We start from the raw sequence: 24,102 nt of genomic DNA on the forward strand, positions 1-24,102 counted from the left end.
CAAAAAATCCATACTATATGAATCCATTTCATGAATCCATTCATGATAGCAAAGGGAGAGATTAGGTATGGATTTGCAAAGCGGTAAATTATACTGGCCTACAACTGTTGTTCAGCCTCCTTCCTATTCCAGGCTGGAAGAGGATATATCCTGTGATGTACTCATTATCGGCGCCGGCAGCTCAGGCGCACAGTGTGCCAATATTCTGGCTGGACATGATCTATCTGTGGTCGTGGTTGATAAAAGAAAAGCAGGTGCAGGCAGCACCAGCACCAATACAGCATTAATACAGTACGCAGGCGAGAAGAGCTTCGTATCACTGAGCAACTCCTTCGGTGAAGAGGTGGCGGCACGTCATCTCAAGCTGTGTGAGGCATCCATTAACGATATTGAGCGGGTGTGCGCTCAGCTGCCATTCGATTCAGAGTTTATAAGACGAGACAGTCTGTATTATGCCAGCTGCAAGGAGGATGTTCCTGCCTTAGCCGAAGAGCACGCCCTCCTTCAAAAACACGGGTTTCAAGTTGATCTGTGGAATGAGAAGCAGATATCTGGACTTTACCCTTTTCAAAAAGACGCTGCACTCTATTATTATAACGACGCCGAAATGAACCCTTTAAAGTTTGTTTACGGGCTTCTGGAGAAGGTCAAATCTCAGGGAGGGCGCATCTATGAGGAGACAGAAATTGTAGGTAAGCGTTTTGAACAGGATTACGCTCTCTTCTATACCAAGGAACGCCGCGAAATTCGTGCAAGACATGTCATTATCGCTGCCGGATACGAGGATAAGGATTTCAAGACAGAGAAGAACGCTGTTCTTACGAGCTCCTATGCTGTCATTACCAAGCCGATTGACGATTTCACCAGCTGGTATAAGCGTACCTTGATCTGGGAAACCGCGCGGCCCTATGTATATATGCGTACAACTGCGGACAACCGGATTATTATCGGAGGTATGGATAAAGACACGACCTATGCGGCAACAAGGGATTCCAAAATCATGGCAAGCAAGGACAAGCTGATTCAGGAATTTAACAAGCTGTTCCCTGACATGAATGCAGAACCAGAGTATTTTCTCGGAGCGTTCTACGGAGGCACGCATGATGGGCTGCCCATCATCGGTCAATACGAAGGTTATCCTCACAGCTATGTCATTATGGCCTATGGAGATAACGGGACCGTATACAATGGAGTCTTAGCCAAAATTGTCTCCGACCAAATCGTTACAGGATCAAGCCCTGACCTCGATATCTATCTGCAGAACAGACCGTTAGTCACCCACTAAGTCAGTGCTTGTCCAGTCCAATATATCATTAGTCAACATCAAAGGGAGACATGCATCATGGATATGCAGAGCGGCAAATTATACTGGCCAACCACGGTCCGCAATCCTCCTGTTTATCCGTCTTTAGCAGAGGATATTCAGTGTGACGTTCTAGTAATCGGGGCGGGAATATCAGGATCTCTGTGCGCCTATCATCTTGCTGAACGGGGGTTAAAGGTTGCTGTCGTAGACAAACGCAGGATCGGAGAAGGCAGCACCAGTGCCAATACCGCTGTTATCCAGCTATCAGGTGAGAAGAGCTTCGTGACACTGGCCAACCACTATGGTGAACAGATCATCGCGCGGCATATACACCTGTGCTGGCAGGCGCTGAATGAGCTTGAAGACATTTGTACGAAGCTGCCGATTAATGCACAGTTTGTTCGCAGAGACAGCCTGTATTACGCTTCCTCTACCGAAGACATTCCTTCCATTCATAAGGAGTATGACTTCATGAGCAGGCTTGGACTTCCAGTCGAGTTGTGGAATAGGGAGCAGATCAGAGCTGTGTATCCTTTCGACAAACCGGCTGCACTGTACAGCTACAACGAGGCAGAGCTGAACCCGCTCAAATTCGTGTATGGATTATTGGAGAGGGTGAAGTCTCTCGGCGGCTCCATTTACGGTGAAACAGAAATTACAGGAAGAAGAAAGGATCTGAAGGAAGCTGTCTTTTATACGGCTGCTCCTCGCCGGCACCAGATCAAGGCCCAGCATGTCATTATCGCTGCAGGGAATGAGAACCGTGATTTTCAATCCGAGAAAAATGCTGATATGATCAGCTCCTATGCTGTAATCACCAAGCCGGTACCTGACCTCTCCAGCTGGTATAAGCGCACATTAATCTGGGAAACCGCACGTCCTTATGTCTATATGCGGACAACACCGGACAATCGTGTCATCATTGGTGGAATGGACAAAGATACCACCATCCCTGAGGCCAGAGATACCAAAATCATGCGGAGCCGGGACAAATTAATGGAAGCCTTCCACAAGCTGTTTCCAGATATCCCGGCAGAGCCTGAATATTGGCTTGGCGGCTTCTTGAGCGTAACGCATGACGGTCTTCCCATGATAGGCCGGTATGAAGCGTATCCGCACTGTCACATGATGATGGGCTATGGGGACACAGCCATTGTATACAATGGCGTCTTATCCAGAATATTGGCCGATGTCATTACTGAGGGATCAAGCCCAGACCTCGGCATCTATCTGAACACCAGACCTCTTCATACGGAATAACTCCAAAATTTAAGCAGGAGGCAGCCATGGACGAAAGATAGAGTCCGTGGCTGCCTCCTGTTTATGTTTATTTGTATTACTGCCCCTACACGTTAGGACGTTTTAACTCACTGAAATCGATGATCGTGGGCATTGCATTAATAAATAGTCGGCACCATTCCCCCATCCATACGGATCGGAGAGCCTTTAAATGCGGAGGCATAAGGACTGCATATAAATGCAGCTAGTCTGCCAATTTCCAGCGGTCTGATAAATCGCTGAATCTCCGATTGGGGTAGATTTGACGCCATAAATTGTCTCTCCTTTTCCGAAAAAGACATCTTATCGTCAGCATAAATCCCCTCGATGATCTGCTGCACATTTTCGGAGAGCGTTGGTCCCGGCATAATCGTATTGACCGTTACTTCAGTGCCTATCGTTAATTTGGACAGACTTTTCGATAAGGACAGCAGCATTGATTTCGTCATGCAATACTGCGGCATCTGACCTGAAGGCATCACGGCCTCCTCACTCGCAATAAAGATCATGCGTCCAAAATTATTTTTCAGCATTTGAGGTAAATAAAATTTAGACAGACCGTTGGCTGCAAGTACATTTGTACGGAAATATTTTTCCCAGGTTGCATCATCCACGTCCTCATATTGCATAATTTCATAGATCCCCATATTGTTAACCAAAATATCCACATGCGGATATTTCTCAAACAGAGTCTCTCTCTGTTTCATATCTACAATGTCGGCAGCCGCATTTTGAGGAGAAGTCGTTGGAAATTGCGACCGAATTTCGTTAAGGGTTAGTTCTACTTCTTCGTTATTTCTTCCATTAATAAGTACATTCACGCCTTCTCTAGCAAGTTCAATAGCAATGGCCTTCCCTATACCTTTCGTTGAACCCGTGATCAAAGCCGTCTTGTTGTGTAATCCCATATCCATAATGCATTTCCCCTAAAATTGTGGTGACATAGACTCGCAAATCCATCTATGCGATAGGGATTATATTACCTTATGAAGTTAGTCATGCATCTAGCTCATGGCGTCAAGCTTCTTGCATTACATGCCAATAAATATCTTCTTCCCGCCATTTAGATATTCGGAGCGCCAATGAGAAGGGGTGTCCCCTTCCCATTGACGGAAAGCGCGATAAAATGAATTCTGGTCCTCGTATCCAACCAAGAACGCCACTTCTTTGATCTCGAGCGAGGGATCGGCCAAATATTCGATTGCCTGCTCATGTCTCGTTTGCGTTAATAGCACCTTATAACTCGTACCTTCGTCAGTAAGCCTCCGCTGAAGTGTTCGGTCGCTCATATGGAGCTCCTTCGCCACCGTCTGCATGTCGGGCCTGCCTCCCATAAGGCTCCGTTTCATCATCCACTTTACGGTGTCAGTAAGGGAGCGGTGGTGCAGCTGTTCCTCATCCAGCGTTCGATCCATCACCGGGGTCAGGATATCGAGCAGCTCTTCGTTATATGATGTAAAAGGAAGATCCAAGTCCCGTTGCCACAGCGTAATCCGGTTTCTGTCTCTACCTACCCGGACAGGACATCCGAAATAAGCTTCCAATGTCTGCACATTACCCATGGACTGTACAAATTCAACGCAGCGTGCTGTCAATTCACGCCCTGTTCCCCGGCGCCCCAGCTCCAGAAGGTAGGCTAGCGTAATGCCCACCAATACCGATGGACCAGGCGCGTCCGTATGCTGCCACTGCAGCTCGACAATGCAGTCCTCGCCTGCCTCGGTAATACGCAAGCCCTCAGGAGGACACATTTGTTTGTACCTTGCCATGCGATATAGAGCATCTCGATAATTGCGGGCATGGTATGTCGCCAACACAGCCGGCGGATATTGTGCGGTTTCGAAGGCTTGGGCAAGTCCAATGATACTTTCGGCAGCATCCCCTGCTAGATCTGAATAAGCCTGCCATATTGCAAAGTACTCGCTAGTGGTGACTTTTGGCTCCGTGATGACCGTAAGCGGCAGTCCTGCTCTGCGAGCTACATCCAGAGGAGCAATTCCTAACGATTTGAGTCCGGACCAGAATCCCGATGGAAATTTAATATGCGCAGCAGTGTGTGATGTCATATACAAGCCTCCTTGTCTACTTAAGCCTAATTCCTTCCCATCAGCTGAGCTAGCGCTAATGCTTCTAAAAAAGACACAAAATTGTCACTTATGAAGCAAGCAGCGTGTCATATATCATAACCTTTATGTTGTTCTAATAAAGGAAGGATGTATGAAATTGCCTAGTAATAAGAAAGAAGGAATGATCTTTGGACTGTTTATGTGTTTTGGAATGGTCCTGATCATGTCACTGTATAACACAGCTTTAGTCGGATTCTCCACATTTCATGTCCAAACGTTTGCCATTCAATTTGTCATAACCTTTATTATCGCTTTTCTCGCAGAGTCTGTCGTGGAACCCAAGGCGCGTAAATTGGCATTATCTCTGCCTTATGATAAATCGAAGCCCATTAACATCATTCTAGCCATTGCCGTGTGTATGGTCCCGATGATGGTGCTCATCATGTCTGTCTATGGCATGATTCTGAAATCCATGATGGTAGGAATCGAAGGTTCTATTTTCACAGCCTACCTCAAAACAGTCGGTCTAAACATTATCGTTGCACTCCCGGCACAGCTGCTGATTGTGGGACCGATCTCACGGTTCTTGCTAACGAAGTTTGTTAAACCAGCACCTCAGCTTCAGCCGGAGTGAAGCGAATAAATAAGGAAGCAGGCTGCCCTTGGCAGCTTTCTTTTTTCCAATAAAGTGGGAAATCTATCACCTCACCCTTTACAAATTTATATAAATTGTATACGACATCCCCCTTTTGTCTTATCACCCTCCACCTTGATCAAGTGAATGCGGTGAGCTGTAAGAACGGTTAATGTCCCCTGCTTATCCTCCTCAAACTTTTCCTTCCACACTATTTGTTTGCCGTCACTCCATTCCAGAACTAGCTCCCCTTCTTCAACTGTTACCTCATAGGAGAATGTGACCGTCTCTTCTTTCCTTAATACAAATTGATAATACTCAACGCCAGTAAATTTCTTATAGGAGATGCTGAGACTCTTTCCTGCATGTTTGTAGAAGTAGCCCCACTTAATACTTGTTTTGAACTTTTTCTTTCTTATTAATACGATGACGATGATAGTCATAATGATTAGAGCAATACCGTTTGCAAGCACATTGTTCCACCTTTCTTCTTCGACTCCTAAGATGCTCATCTAATTATACTAGACTCAGGTCCAGTATAATTCACTTTCTCAAGACCGATTACAGCGTATAACAAGTATGATAAGATTCTGCTTAGATAAAATTTAGAGGGAAGGAGTGTCTCGCCTTGAGTATTAAAAACAAAGCAAGTTTGTTTGCCCCGCTGTTCATTATCGTCGGTGTGTTCCTGCTGCTGAACTCAGGTAAACATCTCGGAACCGGCTCCATCTTCGCCTATTTCTGGCCGTCCTTTTTCATCATCCCGCTGGGCATCTTTTTTCACTGGCTATATTTCTCGCTGATCGGAAGAGGCATCGGGCTGCTTGTACCCGGAGGGATCCTGCTCGTCGCAGGACTGACCTGCCAGATTGCTATTGTAACCGACAGCTGGATTACGATGTGGCCGGGCTTTATCCTTGCTGTCGCAGCCGGGCTATTTGAACTGTATTGGTTCGGCGGGCGAAATAAATATTTGCTGATTCCGATCAATATTCTGACCGCCTTGTCCTTCGTCTTCTTCATTGCGTTCTCGCTTGGCTCCATGCTGAATCAATTCTCTGTTGTCCAGCCTTTCATTGCGCTGATTCTCATCGTAGCTGGAGTATTGGTTCTGTTTCGCCGCAAAAAGAAGCCGCATTTCTATTGATGTCTGACAGAATTCTAGTCTGCTATGGCTACATATAACATCGGCAAGCCTCTCCTCGTTTTAGGGCAGAGGTTTTTTGCTTTAAAGAACTACACCCTTTAGAATAGTAAGTGGAGATCTTATCCATAACGCATCAAAAAAGGAGGCAATTGAATTGACTAAAGCAACGCAGCTCGGTAAATCAGAACTGTACGTAAATCCGATCGGACTTGGAGCAAACGCGGTCGGAGGACATAATTTGTACCCTAACCTGGATGAAGAGGCGGGAAAAGAGGTCATTCGCACTGCTATCCAGAACGGTGTTAACCTGATTGATACAGCCTTTATTTATGGCCCAAGACGCTCGGAAGAGCTGATCGGACAGGTTATTAAAGAGATGGGAGCCCGTGATCAAGTCGTTATCGCGACCAAAGGCGCCCATGATGAGAATAACAAGTATGCACCCAACAACTCCCCGGCATTTCTGAAGCAGCAGGTGGAGGACAGCTTAAATCGACTCCAATCGGATTACATTGATCTGTATTATATTCACTTTCCAGATGAGGACACGCCGAAGGATGAAGCCGTTGGGGCACTGAAGGAGCTTAAGGACCAAGGTAAAATTAGAGCTATCGGGGTATCCAACTTCTCTACCCAACAGCTGAAGCAAGCGAACAAGGATGGTTATGTGGATGTCCTTCAATCCGAATATAATCTGCTGAATCGCGAGGTAGAACGTGAAATACTGCCTTATACTGCGGCCAATCAGATTACCTTCATCCCTTATTTCCCGTTAGTATCAGGCCTTCTTGGCGGCAAATATACGAAGGACACCCAGTTCAATGATTTACGGAAGGATAATCGGGAATTTCAGGGGGAGCGCTATCTGCATAACCTGGAAAAAGTAGAGCAAATTCGCAAGATTGCAGATCAAAAGGGCGTTGAGGTCGCTCATCTGGTGCTCGCATGGTATTTGACGAAGGACTCCGTTGATGCACTCATCCCTGGCGCGAAGCGGCCTGAACAAGTACTGAACAACCTGAAGACACTGGAAGTGAAGCTGAACGAAGCAGAAATCGCACAGATCGGCCATATCTTCTCTTAGTCTCAATCCATTTATACCAAGCTCGCAGTCACGCTGCGGGCTTTTTTATGCAGAAAACCAACCTATATTTGGCGTTTTTTCTACTATCCACTCTGTTATTCCATATAATGAGGTTGGCACCATATCCCTCTTTACGGTAAAATTTATATTTGGCACTTCCTGCCTGAAATTTGAATAATTATCAAGTGAACTTATAAACGAATTCATGATCAATTTGAGCTTGCTCAATCAGAAATGGTGGAAACAGAAAAAACATGATGTACACAGACTGGCTATATTGGCTATTCGTACTCGCAGCAATTGTCCTGTACTATATCAGCCCTCATCGGATTAGACCGCTTGTACTTATTACGGCGGGGATTTCATTTTATTCCTATTATGCAGGCTCCTTTGTCCTACTGCTGCTTGCAGAGGCGATTATTGCCTTCCTGCTGATTCATAGCTCCTTGAAACGTGGTAAACGCTGGATCTATCCTGCGACCATCATGTTAATCATCCTTGTACTCGGATATTTCAAGTACGGCAGCTGGCTTGGCAGCATGGTGAACAGCTTATTTGGGTTTATAAACGAACCTTCCCTTCCTACCGTAGATGATCTCATACTACCGCTAGGGATTTCTTACTTTACCTTTGAGCTGATTCATTATGTCATTGAGAAGAAGCGTGGAAATCTACCGCAGCATAAGCCTGTGGGCTTCCTGGCATTTCTCTTCTTCTTTCCAACGATGGTGGCTGGCCCGATCAAGCAGTTTCAGCAGTTCTACCCTCAGCTGACCGCCGCTTTTCAATGGAAGAATGTTCGAATCGGCGTCCTGCGTATCGGGATTGGATTATTCAAAAAGCTGGTGCTCGCCGCCTCCCTTGACATTCTTGCTCAGCCTATTTATTCGCCGGAAGGAATAAGCGGCGCGGACACATGGACTTTATGGGTATCGCTGATTGCCTACACCTTTGTTATCTATTTTGATTTCTCGGGCTACTCAGATATTGCAATCGGGACGGCACGTTTATTCGGCATCGTTATACCAGAGAATTTCCGTAATCCCTATCTCGCCCGCAGTATTGCCGAGTTCTGGAACCGCTGGCATATCTCGCTGGGCTCCTGGCTTACTCGTTACGTCTACTTTCCACTCGGGGGAAGCCGTGTACCCAAAGCACGGATTTATGTAAACCTGATGTGCACGATGACCGTGTCTGGAATGTGGCATGGTGCAGCCTGGCACTTTGTAGTATGGGGGATGTTTCATGGCATCATGCTCTGTATTCATCGTTTCTTTATTAAGGAAATCAAGCCCCTTGTGAGACCCGTACCGGTCTGGCTTAAACCTGGAACGACACTGCTTGCCATTGGAATGACTTTCTTTGGCGTTACCCTGAGCCGGGTGTTCTTCGTGCTGCCCGTATCGGATGGAATGGATTTAATGCTAAGACTGTTCGGTCTTGGCTCCTGAGAGTGAGGATGTAAGATCATGTTAAATAAGCTTCCTATTAAAAAACTGACGATGGCGATGCTGGCTCTCGCTGTCCTTGGTTTATGCGCAATAACCATCTGGGCCGGCAGTGCTGTGGAAGAGTCAGAGCAAGCGATCGTATCCTACGCTGAAGAAGAGCTGAGGGTGCCTGCCTATGATTCCGTTGTATATACACCCCTGTGGATTGAGCATTTACAGGCGCAGCCGGATGACCATCAGCCATGGATTGGGCTGTTCGGAGCTTCCACCGTGTACGGAACAACTGTAAGAGATAGCAGTAACACCACCTCCGGCGTGCTGCAGGTTCACTTGAACGACAAGCGTGTGCTGAACCTCGGATTAACGGGGGCTCGGCTGGCCGAAACGTATGCCATCCTCGCCTCTGTCATTGATAAGGTCGATTATGTTGTCTATGAGATCAATTACGGTATACTTCCACTGACAGATAATGATCCTGAAGTAACGGTATACCCTTCCTTGCTCAGCAAGCTGGATCAAAATATTCCGAAATCGTGGCTGCTTCATTCTCCTGCGAAGAACGAGGAGTCCGTACCTAATACCGTTCACGATTTCATGACAACCGAAATATTAAGCCATTGGCCGCTGTACCATGACCGCGATGTATTAACTTACCGCCTGCTGTCTACACGTACTTCACTTGAGAAGCTGCGCAGGGAGGTAACTGCGGAACGAAATGAGAGACAAGGTATCGTGACACCTTACACTCCACCATATACACCCTATGAGCAGCTAACAGCCGAGCAGCAAGCGGGCATTGTCAATCATTTTACCAATCTATATACATGGAGCAAGCCATTTCATGCAGAGAGCAGCTTCGGACTGACCCTAATGAACAAGACCCTCGATTTGCTGGACAAGCATGACAAGCAGGCTGTCTTCTATTCGGCACCACTGGACAAGGATCTGATTACACGGCACAACATGCTGAATTGGACAGACTATTTTACGGTTATGGGGGCCTACCAGGAGCTTATTGAATCCCGCGGATATCCCTTCATTGATTTCAATGCCGGGGGGAGTAACCTGATACCGCATGAGTTCTATCACGACTCTTCGCACATGGTAGATGAAGGAAGCCGAATCTTTGGGGAAATCTTATACGAAAGGCTGTTGCCATATGGAATTACAGCGCAGTAAAACGCGGACAGAGCCCGATCTCTTTGATATCATTCCACGTGCAGCTCGAATTGCGGCTTATGGATTGATATCGATTGCGGGTGCAATTGTAATTATCGCCGTTGTGCTGGGGATCATCTTCTTCTCGGGGGAATCCACGGAATTTATTTATATGAATTTTTAACAACAAAGGTCTGACTCTGCACGATGCAGTAGTCAGACCTTTGCCGTGTTGATAACCTTTATATAGAAGCTATCCACATATTAGACTTAACAAACTTAATAGATACTCACAAATTCATCCACAGGCTTCCTATATCCCCGTGGTCTTATTTTCTCTTCATCCGCTTTACCGAGCGTAATCATCATAACAGGGATTAGGTCCTCCGGGATATTCAGAAGCGATACCAGCTGCTTATCATCGTAACCGATCATCGGACAGGTATCCCAGCCCATATCCTTCGCAATCAGCATGAGCTGCATCGCTGACAGGCTCGCATTACGAATCGCCTCATCCCGCTGGAAGGAAGGACCTCTCGTCTCGTACATCTCAATCACACTGCTTGTCTCCAAGTCGTATTCTGTTTGTGTCAGCATCCCAAGTGCGAGCATTCCTTCGTACAGTCGTTTCACCTGCTGATAAGCCTTGGTATCCCCGAGCACGATAATGACTGCGGATGCGGTCAAAGTCTTATATTGACCTGATGCCTCATAGGCCTTCTGCTTGTCCTCCGGACTTTGAAGCACCAGATAATTCGTATGCTGCAAGTTAAACGCCGAAGGAGCAAATTTATTGAGCGAGAACAGCTTCTCAAGCTCTTGTTTGCTAATTACAGCTCCTTCCTTAAACTTCATAGCGGAACGCCTTTCTTTAATTACCGTCTGCAAATCTCCCATTGTGTTAACCCTACTTTCTTAAGTATGATGCGTATGTATTCACAAGCTTGTACCTTATTGAATCAATTTCATAAATCATAAAAAAGGTGGATTTGAAACAATATATACCCTTGATTGAAGCAGCTAAAGGTATTATGAAATTGATTATATTATATATTATTTAGTAAGTGAAAATAAGTATGTAAAATAAATTACTCCTGATGGATAAGAAATATGATGGATAGCCATCGATCAAAATAGCCGCTTTAATTTGTCATATACAATAACTGCATAAATATTCAGTCGGTAATCAAAAAGACTCGTTATCCACATGTGGACAACGAGTCTTCAAATCAATGCTTATTTCGGATGCATTTTGAACTCCAGGAATAAATCATTGTAATGGGACAGCATTCGTCTGCCTAGGTTATCGTAGACCTCCAGCTTCCCGGTAAGCTCCTCATCAGGATAGAACCGCTCATCTCCAGAGATATCCTCAGGCAGCAGCTCAAGCGCCGCCGCATTCGGCGTAGAATAACCGACGTACTCTGCATTTCTTGCCCCATTCTCCGGATCTAGAATGAAGTTGATAAACTGATGTGCTCCCTCTATATTGCTCGCTGTCTTCGGAATCACCATGTTATCAAACCATAGGTTCGAGCCTTCTTCCGGAACAACATAGTCGAGCTTCTCATTCTCGCTCATGATTTCGGATGCGTCACCGGACCAGACAAGACCTACCGCGGCCTCCTCGCCAGCGATGAGCATCTTGATCTCATCTCCTACGATAGCCTTGACGTTGGGAGTAAGGGTGGACAGCTTCGTGAGTGCTTCCTGCAGATGGTCTTCATTGGTATCATTCAGTGAATAATGCAAGCTGTTGAGCCCCATCCCGATGACCTCTCTCGCCCCATCCAGAAGCAGGATCTGATTCCTCAGACTCGGATCCCATAGATCGTCCCAGCTCTTGAAGGTGAGATCTGTCAGCTCCGGATTGAACACAATGCCCACCGTCCCCCAGAAATAAGGAATAGAGTATTCATTCCCGGGATCAAAGGACAAATCCATAAATCGTTCATCGATATACTTCAGATTCGGTATTTGAGAATGATCCAGCGGAAGCAGAAGATCATCCTCCTTCATTTTGCTGATGGCATATTCAGAGGGTATCGCGATATCATACGTCGTACCTCCCTGCTGAATCTTCGTCATCATCGCCTCATTGGAATCAAACGTTTGATAGATGACCTTCAGTCCGCTTTCTTCTTCAAACTCCGTAATCAGCTCAGGATCGATGTAATCGCCCCAGTTATAGATCGTAAGGGTGTTGCCGCCGGAGTAGCCTTCACTGGAGTTGAGAACCGATGTAAGATACATCAGCAGAAATGCGACGATCAGCACAACACTGAACGTCTGTACCAGCTGCTTCATGGTCTCAGCCCCTTTCCTTGAAGCTTGGCCTGCCGGGTGTTAATGAAGTAATAACCAATAACAAGCACAATGGTAAGCAGGAATAGCAGCGTCGACAATGCATTGATCGAGAGTGATACCCCCTGCCTTGCGCGTGAGTAGATCTCGACCGACAGGGTGGAGAAGCCATTGCCTGTAACAAAGAACGTCACAGCAAAGTCATCCAGCGAGTAAGTCAATGCCATAAAGAATCCGGCAAAAATCCCTGGTTTAACAAACGGCAGAATGACTCTTGTCAGTACATGCCAGCCGGAGGCACCTAGATCTCTTGCTGCATCAATCAGTGTCGGGCTCATCTCCTGCAGCTTAGGAAGCACCATCAGGACAACAATCGGCACACTGAACGCAATGTGAGACAGCAGTACCGAGCTGAACCCGAGCTGAATGCCCAGCATCGTAAAGAAGATCAGGAAGGAGGCACCGATAATAACATCTGGGCTCACGATAAGCACGTTATTAAGTGAGAGCAAGGTATTCTTGTTGCGCTTGCGCCGAACCTGATAAATCGCAAGTGCGCCGGCAATCCCCAATATGGTGGATACTACCGCCGACAACAGCGCAATAACAAATGTATTCAGTACAATAATCAGCAGCCTTGTGTCTGCAAACACTTCTTCATACCATTCGAGTGTGAAGCCTTCAAAGTTCTGCATCGTTCCACCGCTGTTAAAGGAGTAGAAGATCAGATAGAAGATCGGCAGGTACAGTATGGCGAAGATGATAAACAGATACAAATTTGAGAGCTTGCTATTTCTTCCCATGAGGCACACCCCGCTTTCCTTGACCGCTGATGAACATAATCGCGATCATAATAATGATCAGGAAGACGGCAATGGTGGCTCCCATTCCCCAGTCCTGTGTCACGAGAAAATGCTGCTCGATGGCCGTACCCAGCGTAATCACACGGTTACCTGCAATCAGTCTTGTAATCATGAACAGTGATAACGCGGGAATAAAGACAGCCTGTATACCGGCCTTCACTCCGCTTAAGGTCAGCGGAAAGATTACCCGCCGGAACGTGGTAAAGGGCGACGCCCCCAGATCTCTTGCTGCATAGATGAGGGATGGATTAAGCTCCTCTATCGCGTTAAAGATCGGCAGAATCATAAACGGAATAAAGATGTATACCGAGACAAAAATAAAGCTGAAATCCGTAAACAGAATTTGCTGTGTTCCAATTCCAATCGTCTCAAGCAGTGCATTCGTGAACCCATACGTTCCGAACAGCCCGATGAACGCATACGCCTTCAGCAGCAGATTGATCCAGCTTGGCAGAATAACCAGCAGAAGCCACAGCTGCTTATGCTTCGTTCGAGTCAGCAGATATGCGGTCGGATAAGCAATTAATAGCGAGAAGATCGTAATAAGCAGCGCATACCAGAACGAGCTCAGTGTCATTTTTAAATAAACCGGTGTAAAAAACTTCGCATAATTCTCAAATGTAAATTGTCCTTCAACATTAAAGAAAGAGTAGTACAGAATCAGCAGAATTGGGGCAACGACGAACAGCACGATCCACAGCATGTAAGGGATCAGATACAAGTTGCGGGAACCCATGCTACGATTCATGACTTACTCCTTGTCCTTGAATTCCTTCGGACAGATCGCCATAGGATTCAAGCCGTTTGTCGAATTCCTCCTCTGTCTCGCCAAAACGCATGACGTGAATCGCCTCCGGGTCAAAATAGAGCCCGATGGTCTCTCCAACAACAGCGCGCTTCGTAGAGTGCACGAGCCACTCGTTCCCTGCATCATCATAGCTGGAAATTTCATAGTGAACCCCGCGGAACAGCTGAGAATCTACACGCACCTGGAGCTTGCCATGGTCTGCCGTCGTAATCTCGAGATCCTCTGGACGAATGACGATTTCAATCGGCTCATCCTTCTTAAGTCCCTTGTCCACACATTCAAATGTCTTGCCTGCAAACTCGACCCGATAGTCCTCCTTCATCTTTCCAGCCACAATGTTAGACTCTCCGATGAAATCAGCGACAAATCGGTTAATCGGCTCATCATAAATATCGATCGGTGTGCCGCTCTGCTGAATGACACCCTCGTTCAGAACGAAAATCTCGTCTGACATGGCAAGGGCTTCTTCCTGATCATGCGTGACAAAAATAAAGGTAATGCCCAGCCGCTGCTGCAGCTCACGCAGCTCATACTGCATCTCGGTACGAAGCTTCAGATCAAGTGCTGACAAAGGCTCGTCCAATAGGATAATCTCCGGCTGATTGACAATGGCACGGGCGATGGCCACACGCTGCCTCTGACCACCCGACATTTCCGTAATTTCCCGGTTCTCGTATCCTGCAAGGTTAACGAAGCGAAGTGCTTCACTGACCTTCTCCTTGATCTGGGCATTTTTCATCTTCTTGATTCGAAGACCGAACGCTACGTTCTCATACACATTCAGATGAGGAAAAAGTGCGTAATCCTGAAACACCGTGTTAACCTGACGTTCATGCGCCGGGACCCGGTTAATAATGCTGCCGTTAAAATAAATATTTCCTTCCGACGGCTCGGTAAAGCCGGCAATGAGACGAAGAATCGTCGTCTTTCCGCAGCCAGAGGGTCCTAGCAGGGTGTAGAATTTACCTCTCTCAATCTCAAAGCTGACCGACTTAAGGATCGGATCGTCGCTATCATATTGTTTTGTGACGTTCTCGAAACGGATGATAGACTCCTGATTTGTCATGTAATGAAAACCTCCTTTTTTGAGGGGATGTGCCATAAGCCTTCGGTTTCGTTATGCATATGTCATTATATCCGTTCGGGCACACATCGAAACTATTATATAAAATACACTCCATCGCGCAAACTCTTTTTTCGACCGATTGACAATTTTTCAGAAAATGATTTTCATAATGCAATTACACGAATGGAGATTTGGAGAGAGGCTGCATCATAAAAAAGCACCTTCACGGATACAAATTCCCATGAGGTGCTTGGCTCATAACCCTTTGTTCAAATAATTTATCCCATATAATCCAGGATTACAATATACGTTTGCCGAATAACGACCCGATCAAATCCACCGCCAGCTTCGAGGTCCGATTATTCCGATCCAGCCGCGGGTTCACCTCTACAAAATCGCAGGAAGTAATGATCCCGGCTTCATACAGCAGCTCCATGGCAAAATGGGCCTCTCTATAAGATAATCCGCCTTGAACCGGCGTACCTGTTCCCGGTGCCTCCGCAGGGTCAAGGCTGTCGATGTCGAAGCTGAGGTGAACGCCGTCTGTTCCACTGCTGGTGATATCGACCGCCTCATCGATCACCTTCTGAATGCCGAGCTTATCAATCTCATGCATCGTGTAGCAATGGATTCCCAGCTCCTTAATCAGCTCCTTCTCACCGGGATCCAGCTCTCTGGCCGCGATCAGCACGGTCTTGGAAGGATCAATGTCTGCTGCGCCTTCACAGATGTGAAACAGCTTCAGCGCTGCCCTTCCCAATCCGACAGCTAAGGGTATACCGTGCATATTCCTTGATGGCGTCGTCTCCTCCGTGTTGAGATCAGAGTGGGCATCCATCCAGATAACACCGAGGCTCCCTCCATCCGCCGTCAGCCCGGCTAGCGACCCCATTGCGATGCTGTGGTCCCCGCCGAGGATGAATGGAAAATGCCCTTCGGCTCTTTTCAGTTTAACCTCACTAGCTAATGCCGTGCATATAGACAACACCTTAGACGCATTTTTCAAGGGCACGTTTATTGCCTTATCGCTCCATTGATCCTTCAATATAATACGGGAAGGCTCATCAAGCACATACCCAAGCTCCTTCCACTGCTCTAGCAGACCCAAACGCAGCAGACGCTCAGGGCCAAGCTCACTGCCCATTCGGCCCGCACCGTATCCAAAGGGCACTTTAATCAGAGAAATCAGCTGGCTTTTGTCCATTCCTTGCCCCTCCCTCGTGTAAGGTGATTCGAGAGCTTATCATTATATCTATTCCGAAACAGGCCGATGAATGACATGCTTCCTTCGCACCTTACGATGAGCACACAAAAAAACCACCAGGCATAAGCCTGACGGTTTCAAAATGAATGATGAGAATGAACCCGTCCTAGTGAAAAGGGCATTTCACCGAAGGAACGGTCTCTTGCAGTTGCGTTGTATCCTCTGCCACTTCCCGATCTGCAGGGTAAGGAGCCTGTTGATAGAAGAAATTCGGCTTAAGCGTCGTGTTGTCATAGGATTTATGGAAGATATGCGTAGTTGCTGGCGAGACTGGCGGGATAAGCCAGGTCCAGTCCCCTGTGACATGCCGGCCTGCATTTGCTTCCCGTTCTTCAAACCTCGCAAATTGATTCGCTGCTGTATGATGATCTACTATGCTGACTCCAGCTTCTCTATACGAATACAGTACCGCCAGATTCAGCTCAACAAGTGCCTTATCCCTCCAGAGTGTTCGTTCAGATGAGGTATCCAGTCCCATTAGATTCGCTACCTGAGGCAGCATATCATAACGGAACGTATCTGCCAGATTGCGCGCACCGATCTCTGTTCCCATATACCAGCCGTTAAACGGAGCTGCCGGGTAATGAATACCTCCAATCTCAAGCTGCATATCCGAAATCATCGGAACCGCATACCATTTCATGCCGAGCTCTGCGATAGCAGAACACTCCGGATGCCTAATCGGCACTTCCAGCACCAGCTCCTTCGGAATCGGGAAGAGCTTCGGCTTCTCGCCAAGGATCTCGATGATCAGCGGGAGCACATCATGGGCAGTCCCTTCTCCTTCCCAGCCGAGACGCTGCGCCTCTTGGGTCAGCTGCACCGAAGCAGGATCACCAATTATACCCTGCTCCGTCTTGTAGCCAGCATATCGGATAAGCTGGTGATTCCATATTCTGATCGGAGCCTGCCCCGCTGCATTCATCGGCTTGAAGGCGGTCAGCATAGGGATGACCTTGCCTCCGTTTGTCGCCTGCCGGATGTGGGAGATTAACAGCTCAGCCACTTCTTCGGCAGTGGCGGCGTCACGTGCATCCACAAGGCGGAGTGTCTCCCAGAACAGCCGACCAATACAACGGTTGCTGTTGCGCCAAGCCAGCTTGATGCCATACTCCAGCTCCTGTTTCGTATGCTCATAGGTGCCTGTTACTTCAATATCTTCACGAATACGAATAAGCCGGGTCTCTGCCATATCACGGCTCAGACCCAGCTCTTCATAGCTTGTATATATAAAAGCTTCCGCTTCTTTAATAAGTGCAGTCTTGTTTGTCATCCGACCTGCCGACCTCTCGTTCTACCGTCATCTTACCCTCTAACAACTCACTGGTAAGCCTGACTCTTGAATTAGTTCCATTATACCCATCCGGTATCTCTGAAACTACAAGAGCAAGAGGAAGTTCATCAGTTGGACACTTTCATGTGTCTATTTGTTGAGCGGGATCCTGCTTATTTACCCAAGAAAGCGTTCAGCATCCACACTTGCTTTTGCAGGGATGCCTGCATGCCGATCAGCATATCTGCAGTCACTTGATCATCAAGGTTCTCCGCCGCTTCCTGTGCTTCAGCCATCGCTTCGACCATTGTCGTATAGTCTTCTACGATTGCTTGAACCATTTGTTCTGCGTTCAAGCCTTGTGCAGCTTCCTCAACTGGCGAAAGGCTCAAATGCTCAGAGATGGTAGCTGCTGGACGTCCGCCAATGGCTAACAGTCTCTCAGCCACAACATCAAGGTTCTCTGCTGCTTCGTTATAGAACTCTTCGAATTTCTCATGCAGTTTGAAGAAATGAGGTCCTTTGACATACCAGTGGAAATTGTGAAGCTTCGTATACAGCACGGACCATCCGGCAATTTGGCGGTTCAGGGAGCTGTGCAGGAATTGCTCATCTTTCACTTGGTTCGCTTGGTTTGTTTGAGTTGTTGTCATATTCGTTATCTCCTTTAAATTTAGAATTTCATTAACTAAGTAGGTTATTTCACTGCTAATTCTTACTACGATGATCGTGATCATTTTGTATTTCGATTTAGACTTAATCTAAATCCTGATATCATTATAACATGTTCTCTAGAAAAAGGAAGGGTTTATTGAAAATAATTTATGTAAATCAATTTCATAATACCTGTAGCTGCTTCATGTAATTTAGAATTATTTTTTCTTGTCGCGCTGGGGCTATACTAAAAACATCGGACGCTCCCGCTCTACTCTTTAGCGAAACCCCCGATGTTTATGTATCTACCATTCAATATTCGTTCTATTTAGTACAACAGCTGCTTCAGCATATTTCCAAGCTGTTCATAGTCAGCAGCAATATAATGCGGTATATGCTCTGATTCCGGTTCTGCTCTCCGGTGATTGAACCATAGTACCGTCCACCCTGCACCAATCGCGCCGACCACGTCATTTCTCCATGAATCGCCTACATAATAACAGTTCTCGGGCACCGTTCCTGTAACGTTGTTCACATGCTGGAACAGCCGGGCATCCGGCTTTGCATACCCCACTCCGCCTGAGACGAAGAACAACTGCTGATCCACATACCGTTCCATTTGAAGTGCCTTAATCTTCGCCAGCTGATGCTCTTCTGGCCCATTCGTAATGAGACCCACCAGAATTCCATGCTTCGTCAATTGCTGGATCAGCTCTACAGCACCCGGAAACGGCTTGATTCTAAACTGCATATCGAGATACGCCGCTTGCGCTGCTTCTGCCTGCGCCTCGTTGATGAATACACCGAATTCCGCCAGGGCGAGCATAAACCGGCGTCTGCGCATGTCTGCCATATCCTCTGGCCTTGGGACAGCAGATAGGTTCTTTTCCGCGGATAGTAAGTCGCTGTAATACCTGAATCGGTGGTAGATCTCCTCGTACGGCAATGTCCCCGGCAGATGAAGCCTCTGTGTTAAAGCCTCTCGCAGTGGAGTGAGATGGTCGTACAAAGTATCATCCACATCGAAGAATACCGCTGCGCTTGCTTCTGCTGCTGTGCTGTTGTGTTCCATCTGAGCTAGTCCCTCCAGATCCCTATTTTTCTAGTTTTATCTTAACAGAGGTGTTTTTGATTATTGAAGTCTAAATATGGATAAGTTAAGATAAGAATAGAAAAAGGGAGCCGTGCTCCTACACACGACTCCCTGCACAACATACCGCTGTAAGAGCGGTCGGCAGTGGGTGTAAGCTCAAGAAATAGACCGTGATCCTCACTCACAAAGGGCGGTCTATTTCTTTTTGTCTCGGTTCACTATAGCAACGACGATGCTAACGACTAATCCGATCAGCGCTACGATGAGCGAGCCGAATTGTATCATTAAAGCCAATGCTTCGTTTACCTCCACAGGCATCACCTCCTTGAATAGGAGACTAGCCGACCGCCTTATAGCCGATACTGTTGTACAAACCATATTATACCATCTAGAATTGCAGGTTGCTTAAACGATTAAAGAAACAATCTTACCCTCGTTTACATCTATTAGTCCGTGATCCGTAATTTTTAGCGCTGGGCTGACGGCGAGTGAATGCGTACTGAGCGACATAATCGGATTATAGTGCACATATCCGAGCGACAGCATCGCTTCACGCAGTTCCTTCACTTGATGGGCCACAATATGAAGCGGCTCCTCCGTCAGAATTCCGCCCACCGGCAGCTCCACATGAGACAAAATTTCTCCATTCTCCACCACACAGAATCCGCCTTGGCTATGGATTACCGTATTCGCTGCGAGCAGCATATCCTCTGGATTGGCCCCCACGATCAGCAGGTTATGATTGTCATGGGAATACGTCGTCGCGATGGCTCCACGCTTGATCGTATCGCCTCCAATGAGTCCAAATGCATGATTTCCGTTCTTCTCGTAGCGCTCGAACGTAGCAATCAGACCATAGCCTGTATCTTCCCATTGCAGCACGCCGTCTTGAACCGTCACATCAACATGCGCTTCCTGAGTGAAGGTCGAACCATTCTTGACCATCATGGCCCGTGCTTGATGAGAACCATCTGGTACATCCACCTTCACTGTCAGGTCTTCCAGGCTGAGAGGCGCAAGCTTCACACTGCTGTAAAAATGAGCAGGGAACGCCCCGGTCTCACTCTTCTGCACATCATTCTCGTATAGATCGAATACTTTCTTGCCGCCTTTGTATACCTGCTTGACATCAAATTGGTACAAGTCGGATACGAGTACAAAGTCCGCAACTTTACCAGGTGAGATACTCCCCCGGTCATCCATCTTCATCCGCTTCGAAGGGGTATAGGTCGCTGCAAAAATAGCATCCTCCGGCTTCATGCCCATGCGGATCGCCTTGCGCACGATATGATCGAGATGTCCTTTTTCCACGAAGGAATCCGGCATGACATCATCCGTGACAAAGCAGAAATGAGAGGATACCGGATGATGAATCACGTAATCCATGACTTCCTGGGTCATGGACTTCTCCTGCAGCTCGATGAACATCCCTGCAGCAATACGTGCCTTCATTCCTTCAATACTCTGATGCGTATGATCGGAATCTACCCCTGCATAGATCATGCGGTGCAGATCAAGCCCCATCAGCTTCGGTGTATGGCCTTCGATGACGAGCTTGGGATAGTTCTGCTTCATATGCTTCAGAATGCGGTTTGTCTTGCTGTCCGGCTTGTTGATGACATCGACATAGTTCATGATTTCGCCAAGGCAGATAATCTCGCCTGTGGCCATCAGCTTGTCCATATCCTCGATCTCAATGCTGCCACCTGTCGTTTCCATCGGTGTAGCCGGAACGGAGCTTGGAATGGCATAGAACATATCAACCGTGCATTCCTTGCTCGCTTCCATCATCTCCGTTACACCCTCAATGCCGAATACATTCGCCATCTCATGCGGTTCAGGTACAATCGTTGTGACCCCGCAGCGCAGCAGTCCGTAGGAGAACGTCGCCGGTGTTACCATCGTGCTCTCAATATGAAGATGGATATCGATCAGCCCAGGAATCATGTAATGGCCGCGGCCATCCACAATTTCGTTGGCGGTAAACATCTTCTCCCCGCGCGGTCCGATATATAAGAACCGTCCGTCGCATACAGCCACGCTGCCCTCTTCAAACACTTTATAGTAACTATTGTAAATTTTTACATTCAAGATTAATTGATCTATTCTCACGTCAGGAACCCCTTTTACAATCACCCTCCCAAACCCTCCCTGACAGGGAGGGCCCCAGAGGACTCTGCCCTCTGGACACCCGGAATTGGCGGTTCATTAGTTTAGTTCAAACTTGCTATGGTTACGATGGAGCGTGGAGCCGCGATGCGAGCTTGACTGACGAATATTTCCGTCAGGCCGCTTGGCCGCATGGCTCTTGTGCGTAGAGGCGCTTAGCCTTCGCACTTCGTCTGCTCGGCGGGGGGCCAGTGAAGCTTCGCTCTCTGTCCCCCAAGCGCGGAAAGATCTCTTTTGCCTCCGCACTTCGTCCGCTCCGGCGAGGCCAGTGAAGCTTCGCTCTCTGTCCCCCAAGCGCGGGAAGATCTCCTTTGCCTCCGCACTTCGTCCGCTCCGGCGGGGCCAGCGAAGCTTCGCTCGACTGTCCCAAAGTGCGCTAAATATCTCTTTTGCCTCCGCACTTCGTCCGCTCCGGCGGGGGCCAGCGAAGCTTCGCTCTCTGTCCCAAAAGTGCAAGAGCAGAGTGCCTTCGGGCTCCGCTTCCTCCGGTGTGTCAGCGGCATTCCTTCGTCATGCGACTGACACAAAGACGAAAGGCAAGAGACAAAAAACAAAAAATAAAAGATAAAAGATAAAAGATTAAAATAGGCTAAACCAAAATCAAAATATTACTGCACAAGTACGAGCTTCTCCGGCGGGAAGATCAAATTCACTCTCTGGCCGCTCAGGTACGCGCTCTCCATCTCCTGGTTCGCGGTAAAGTCGCCCAGCTCAGTCTCCACTACATACTGGTAGCTGCGACCAAGATACGTGCTCACCTTCACCACACCCGGCAGTGCATTCGCAGGCAATTCTCCCCCATCTGCCGCAGTCACGATCAGATCATCCGGGCGGATTGCTCCTTTGCGCGCTCCCGGCGTAAGTGTGCCTGGGTTCTTCGTTGCGGTAAACTGACGGGCGCCGACACGCAGCGCGATCACTCCATCCTGCTCGCTCCGCTCATCAAACTCGACAAAGTTATGGAAGCCGATAAACCGGGCTACAAACTCGGTCGCAGGATACTTAAAGATTGTCTCGGGGCGCTCCAGCTGCTCCACATTCCCCTTATTCATAATCGCCACTCGGTCGGAGATCGAGAAGCACTCCTCCTGGTCATGCGATACATATACTGTCGTAATCCCCAGCTCCTGCTGAATACGGCGGATCTCCACACGCATATTCACCCGCAGGTTCGCGTCCAGGTTACTCAGCGGCTCGTCGAACAAGAGCAGATCCGGCTCGATCACGAGCGAGCGGGCAATCGCCACCCGCTGGCGCTGACCGCCCGACAGCTCCTGCGGCAGTCTTTTCTCAAATCCGGCCAGGCTGACCACCTCAAGAATACGCATCACACGTTTCTTGATCTCATCATCCTTGACCTTCCGCATCTTCAGTCCAAATGCAACATTCTCGTACACCGACAAATGCGGGAACAATGCATAGCTCTGGAACACAAAGCCAAAGTTACGCTTATTCACCGGCACCCGTGTGTAATCCTTACCGTCAAATGTAAATTTGCCGTCTTTGGCTTCCAAGAAGCCTGCGATCAGACGCAGTGTTGTCGTTTTGCCGCAGCCGCTCGGACCGAGCAGGGAGATGAGCTGTCCTTTTTCAAGCGCCAGATCAAAATCCTTGAGTATATAATTGTTGTCATAGGCTACTGAGACTTTGTCTAAAGTTAGCAATGCCATAATCTGAAGTGCCTCCTGTCTTTAGCGTTTCGTGAAATAGGATAGACCCATCATCCGTTCAATCAAGAACATAAATGCACCGGTAACGACCATCAGCAGCACGGATATCGCCGCGATCGTCGGGTCAAAATAATTCTCTACATATGTGAGCATCTGGATCGGCAGGGTGCTTACCCCGGGACCGGTCATAAAGACGGAAATGTCAACGTTATTAAATGATTCCAAAAAGGCGATCAGAATCGCGGCAATAATACCGGATTTAATGTTCGGCAGAACCACCTTGAAGAAGGTCGCAAACCGTCCTGCGCCCAGACTCAGTGCCGCCTCTTCAATCGCAAAATCGAAGTTCGACAGACTGGAGCCGATCACCCGAATAATAAATGGCAGCATAATTACGGTGTGTCCAATCAGCAGTCCCGCATACAGCGGAAGCTGATACACGACGATTAAATAACGCATGAGTGTAAAACCAAGTACGATTCCCGGTATAAGCACCGGGGACAAAAAGATCGCATTCAGTGCATCCCGGCCTTTAAACCGGAACCGGCTGATTGCATAAGCGGCCGGCACGCCGATCAGCAGCGCGAGCACATTGCCCGCCAGCGAAATGATAACCGAGATCATAAAGGTTCGCACAAAGCTTCCTTGCTCAAAAATATTTTGATACCACCTGAGGGAGAAGCCCTCCGGCGGAAATTTCAGCACCGTCCCCGGCTCGAATGAACTGGCAGCGATAATCAGAAGCGGGCCCAGCAGAAAGATGAAGACCACAAGACTGATCAGGCTGAGCCCGATATTTTTCTCCCGCATGTTG

At 47.8% G+C, this 24,102-nt stretch carries 25 protein-coding genes; 8 read left to right on the top strand and 17 right to left on the bottom strand.

All coding sequences use genetic code 11. The features are described from left to right. The first annotated feature begins 67 nt into the window (after nt 1–67). Nucleotides 68–1,285 (top strand): NAD(P)/FAD-dependent oxidoreductase, encoded by a 1,218-nt coding sequence (locus PUW25_RS23505; RefSeq protein WP_274337670.1) that lies wholly within the window; start codon nt 68–70, stop codon nt 1,283–1,285. A gap of 57 nt (nt 1,286–1,342) precedes the next feature. Beyond that, nucleotides 1,343–2,566 carry an NAD(P)/FAD-dependent oxidoreductase gene (locus PUW25_RS23510; RefSeq protein ID WP_274337671.1) on the top strand — a complete coding sequence of 408 codons (1,224 nt, stop codon included), beginning with the start codon at nt 1,343–1,345 and terminating at the stop codon, nt 2,564–2,566. Nucleotides 2,567–2,703: 137 nt separating this feature from the next. Here PUW25_RS23510 and PUW25_RS23515 read toward each other — a convergent pair whose 3' ends face one another. Further along, complete coding sequence (locus tag PUW25_RS23515; RefSeq protein WP_274337672.1) at nt 2,704–3,498, bottom strand: SDR family NAD(P)-dependent oxidoreductase; 795 nt, start codon at nt 3,496–3,498, stop codon at nt 2,704–2,706. A 117-nt stretch (nt 3,499–3,615) separates the two neighbouring features. After that, the gene (locus PUW25_RS23520; protein WP_274337673.1) at nt 3,616–4,650 is read right to left on the bottom strand and encodes an AraC family transcriptional regulator; all 1,035 of its coding nucleotides are present in this window, start codon (nt 4,648–4,650) and stop codon (nt 3,616–3,618) included. Nucleotides 4,651–4,807: 157 nt separating this feature from the next. Here PUW25_RS23520 and PUW25_RS23525 point away from each other — a divergent pair, with 157 nt between their 5' ends. Next, nucleotides 4,808–5,284: a DUF2798 domain-containing protein gene (locus PUW25_RS23525; protein WP_205054555.1), complete on the top strand. Its 477-nt coding sequence runs from the start codon at nt 4,808–4,810 to the stop codon at nt 5,282–5,284. 86 nt (nt 5,285–5,370) lie between these two features. On the opposite strand, the gene PUW25_RS23530 is transcribed toward PUW25_RS23525, so the two are convergent. After that, nucleotides 5,371–5,757, bottom strand: coding sequence for a hypothetical protein (locus tag PUW25_RS23530; RefSeq protein WP_205054554.1), 387 nt, complete (start codon nt 5,755–5,757; stop codon nt 5,371–5,373). 161 nt (nt 5,758–5,918) lie between these two features. On the opposite strand from PUW25_RS23530, the gene PUW25_RS23535 reads away from it, so the two are divergent. From PUW25_RS23535 to PUW25_RS23555, 5 genes are all read left to right on the top strand, one after another. After that, nucleotides 5,919–6,431, top strand: a complete 513-nt coding sequence (locus PUW25_RS23535; protein ID WP_420799971.1) for a hypothetical protein — start codon at nt 5,919–5,921, stop codon at nt 6,429–6,431. Between the two features lie 154 nt (nt 6,432–6,585). Then, nucleotides 6,586–7,515, top strand: coding sequence for an aldo/keto reductase (locus tag PUW25_RS23540; protein WP_274337675.1), 930 nt, complete (start codon nt 6,586–6,588; stop codon nt 7,513–7,515). 254 nt (nt 7,516–7,769) lie between these two features. Next, nucleotides 7,770–8,966 (top strand): MBOAT family O-acyltransferase, encoded by a 1,197-nt coding sequence (locus PUW25_RS23545; RefSeq protein WP_274337676.1) that lies wholly within the window; start codon nt 7,770–7,772, stop codon nt 8,964–8,966. An 18-nt stretch (nt 8,967–8,984) separates the two neighbouring features. Further along, complete coding sequence (locus PUW25_RS23550; protein WP_047911333.1) at nt 8,985–10,145, top strand: hypothetical protein; 1,161 nt, start codon at nt 8,985–8,987, stop codon at nt 10,143–10,145. Further along, on the top strand, nt 10,126–10,308 hold the full coding sequence (locus tag PUW25_RS23555) for a hypothetical protein (protein WP_205054689.1): 183 nt from the start codon (nt 10,126–10,128) through the stop codon (nt 10,306–10,308). Before PUW25_RS23550 ends, PUW25_RS23555 begins: the two co-directional genes overlap by 20 nt. Nucleotides 10,309–10,403: 95 nt before the next feature. Here PUW25_RS23555 and PUW25_RS23560 read toward each other — a convergent pair whose 3' ends face one another. The 14 genes from PUW25_RS23560 to PUW25_RS23625 all read right to left on the bottom strand — a co-directional run bounded on the left by PUW25_RS23560 (nt 10,404) and on the right by PUW25_RS23625 (nt 24,098). After that, a complete protein-coding gene (locus tag PUW25_RS23560) occupies nt 10,404–11,021 on the bottom strand; it encodes a nitroreductase family protein (RefSeq protein ID WP_047911331.1) in 618 nt (205 codons plus the stop codon). Nucleotides 11,022–11,360: 339 nt separating this feature from the next. Continuing rightward, on the bottom strand, nt 11,361–12,431 hold the full coding sequence (locus tag PUW25_RS23565) for an ABC transporter substrate-binding protein (RefSeq protein ID WP_047911330.1): 1,071 nt from the start codon (nt 12,429–12,431) through the stop codon (nt 11,361–11,363). Beyond that, entirely contained in the window at nt 12,428–13,231 is an 804-nt protein-coding gene (locus tag PUW25_RS23570) for an ABC transporter permease (RefSeq protein WP_047911329.1), read from the bottom strand. The genes PUW25_RS23565 and PUW25_RS23570 overlap by 4 nt, the downstream gene beginning before the upstream one ends. After that, entirely contained in the window at nt 13,218–14,039 is an 822-nt protein-coding gene (locus tag PUW25_RS23575) for an ABC transporter permease (protein ID WP_047911328.1), read from the bottom strand. The genes PUW25_RS23570 and PUW25_RS23575 overlap by 14 nt, the downstream gene beginning before the upstream one ends. Continuing rightward, the gene (locus PUW25_RS23580; protein WP_047911327.1) at nt 14,029–15,165 is read right to left on the bottom strand and encodes an ABC transporter ATP-binding protein; all 1,137 of its coding nucleotides are present in this window, start codon (nt 15,163–15,165) and stop codon (nt 14,029–14,031) included. Before PUW25_RS23580 ends, PUW25_RS23575 begins: the two co-directional genes overlap by 11 nt. A gap of 298 nt (nt 15,166–15,463) precedes the next feature. Then, nucleotides 15,464–16,369 carry an arginase gene (gene rocF / locus PUW25_RS23585; protein ID WP_047911326.1) on the bottom strand — a complete coding sequence of 302 codons (906 nt, stop codon included), beginning with the start codon at nt 16,367–16,369 and terminating at the stop codon, nt 15,464–15,466. Nucleotides 16,370–16,535: 166 nt separating this feature from the next. Continuing rightward, nucleotides 16,536–17,702, bottom strand: coding sequence for a nitric oxide synthase oxygenase (locus PUW25_RS23590; protein WP_047911325.1), 1,167 nt, complete (start codon nt 17,700–17,702; stop codon nt 16,536–16,538). 173 nt (nt 17,703–17,875) lie between these two features. Then, on the bottom strand, nt 17,876–18,355 hold the full coding sequence (locus PUW25_RS23595; RefSeq protein ID WP_047911324.1) for a Dps family protein: 480 nt from the start codon (nt 18,353–18,355) through the stop codon (nt 17,876–17,878). A 329-nt stretch (nt 18,356–18,684) separates the two neighbouring features. Next, nucleotides 18,685–19,428 carry an HAD family hydrolase gene (locus tag PUW25_RS23600; protein ID WP_047911323.1) on the bottom strand — a complete coding sequence of 248 codons (744 nt, stop codon included), beginning with the start codon at nt 19,426–19,428 and terminating at the stop codon, nt 18,685–18,687. A 216-nt stretch (nt 19,429–19,644) separates the two neighbouring features. Further along, nucleotides 19,645–19,761 (bottom strand): putative holin-like toxin, encoded by a 117-nt coding sequence (locus PUW25_RS23605; RefSeq protein ID WP_274337678.1) that lies wholly within the window; start codon nt 19,759–19,761, stop codon nt 19,645–19,647. A gap of 93 nt (nt 19,762–19,854) precedes the next feature. Continuing rightward, nucleotides 19,855–21,561: an adenine deaminase gene (locus tag PUW25_RS23610; RefSeq protein WP_205054545.1), complete on the bottom strand. Its 1,707-nt coding sequence runs from the start codon at nt 21,559–21,561 to the stop codon at nt 19,855–19,857. A 96-nt stretch (nt 21,562–21,657) separates the two neighbouring features. Continuing rightward, entirely contained in the window at nt 21,658–22,074 is a 417-nt protein-coding gene (locus tag PUW25_RS23615; protein WP_274337679.1) for a hypothetical protein, read from the bottom strand. 152 nt (nt 22,075–22,226) lie between these two features. After that, nucleotides 22,227–23,288, bottom strand: coding sequence for an ABC transporter ATP-binding protein (locus PUW25_RS23620; protein WP_047911321.1), 1,062 nt, complete (start codon nt 23,286–23,288; stop codon nt 22,227–22,229). A gap of 21 nt (nt 23,289–23,309) precedes the next feature. Beyond that, entirely contained in the window at nt 23,310–24,098 is a 789-nt protein-coding gene (locus PUW25_RS23625; RefSeq protein WP_047911320.1) for an ABC transporter permease, read from the bottom strand. Between the last annotated feature and the right edge of the window lie 4 nt (nt 24,099–24,102).

The sequence above is a fragment of the Paenibacillus urinalis genome (assembly GCF_028747985.1).
GTDB lineage: Bacteria > Bacillota > Bacilli > Paenibacillales > Paenibacillaceae > Paenibacillus > Paenibacillus urinalis.

Coding starts and splice junctions, on each gene's coding strand:
- PUW25_RS23520 (WP_274337673.1), bottom strand. CDS start 4,650: ATGACATCACACACTGCTGCGCATATTAAATTTCCATCGGGATTCTGG.
- PUW25_RS23570 (WP_047911329.1), bottom strand. CDS start 13,231: ATGGGAAGAAATAGCAAGCTCTCAAATTTGTATCTGTTTATCATCTTC.
- PUW25_RS23510 (WP_274337671.1), top strand. CDS start 1,343: ATGGATATGCAGAGCGGCAAATTATACTGGCCAACCACGGTCCGCAAT.
- PUW25_RS23555 (WP_205054689.1), top strand. CDS start 10,126: ATGGAATTACAGCGCAGTAAAACGCGGACAGAGCCCGATCTCTTTGAT.
- PUW25_RS23515 (WP_274337672.1), bottom strand. CDS start 3,498: ATGGATATGGGATTACACAACAAGACGGCTTTGATCACGGGTTCAACG.
- rocF (WP_047911326.1), bottom strand. CDS start 16,369: ATGGACAAAAGCCAGCTGATTTCTCTGATTAAAGTGCCCTTTGGATAC.
- PUW25_RS23550 (WP_047911333.1), top strand. CDS start 8,985: ATGTTAAATAAGCTTCCTATTAAAAAACTGACGATGGCGATGCTGGCT.
- PUW25_RS23625 (WP_047911320.1), bottom strand. CDS start 24,098: ATGCGGGAGAAAAATATCGGGCTCAGCCTGATCAGTCTTGTGGTCTTC.
- PUW25_RS23505 (WP_274337670.1), top strand. CDS start 68: ATGGATTTGCAAAGCGGTAAATTATACTGGCCTACAACTGTTGTTCAG.
- PUW25_RS23545 (WP_274337676.1), top strand. CDS start 7,770: ATGATGTACACAGACTGGCTATATTGGCTATTCGTACTCGCAGCAATT.
- PUW25_RS23575 (WP_047911328.1), bottom strand. CDS start 14,039: ATGAATCGTAGCATGGGTTCCCGCAACTTGTATCTGATCCCTTACATG.
- PUW25_RS23595 (WP_047911324.1), bottom strand. CDS start 18,355: ATGACAACAACTCAAACAAACCAAGCGAACCAAGTGAAAGATGAGCAA.
- PUW25_RS23600 (WP_047911323.1), bottom strand. CDS start 19,428: ATGGAACACAACAGCACAGCAGCAGAAGCAAGCGCAGCGGTATTCTTC.
- PUW25_RS23590 (WP_047911325.1), bottom strand. CDS start 17,702: ATGACAAACAAGACTGCACTTATTAAAGAAGCGGAAGCTTTTATATAT.
- PUW25_RS23565 (WP_047911330.1), bottom strand. CDS start 12,431: ATGAAGCAGCTGGTACAGACGTTCAGTGTTGTGCTGATCGTCGCATTT.
- PUW25_RS23560 (WP_047911331.1), bottom strand. CDS start 11,021: ATGGGAGATTTGCAGACGGTAATTAAAGAAAGGCGTTCCGCTATGAAG.
- PUW25_RS23580 (WP_047911327.1), bottom strand. CDS start 15,165: ATGACAAATCAGGAGTCTATCATCCGTTTCGAGAACGTCACAAAACAA.
- PUW25_RS23620 (WP_047911321.1), bottom strand. CDS start 23,288: ATGGCATTGCTAACTTTAGACAAAGTCTCAGTAGCCTATGACAACAAT.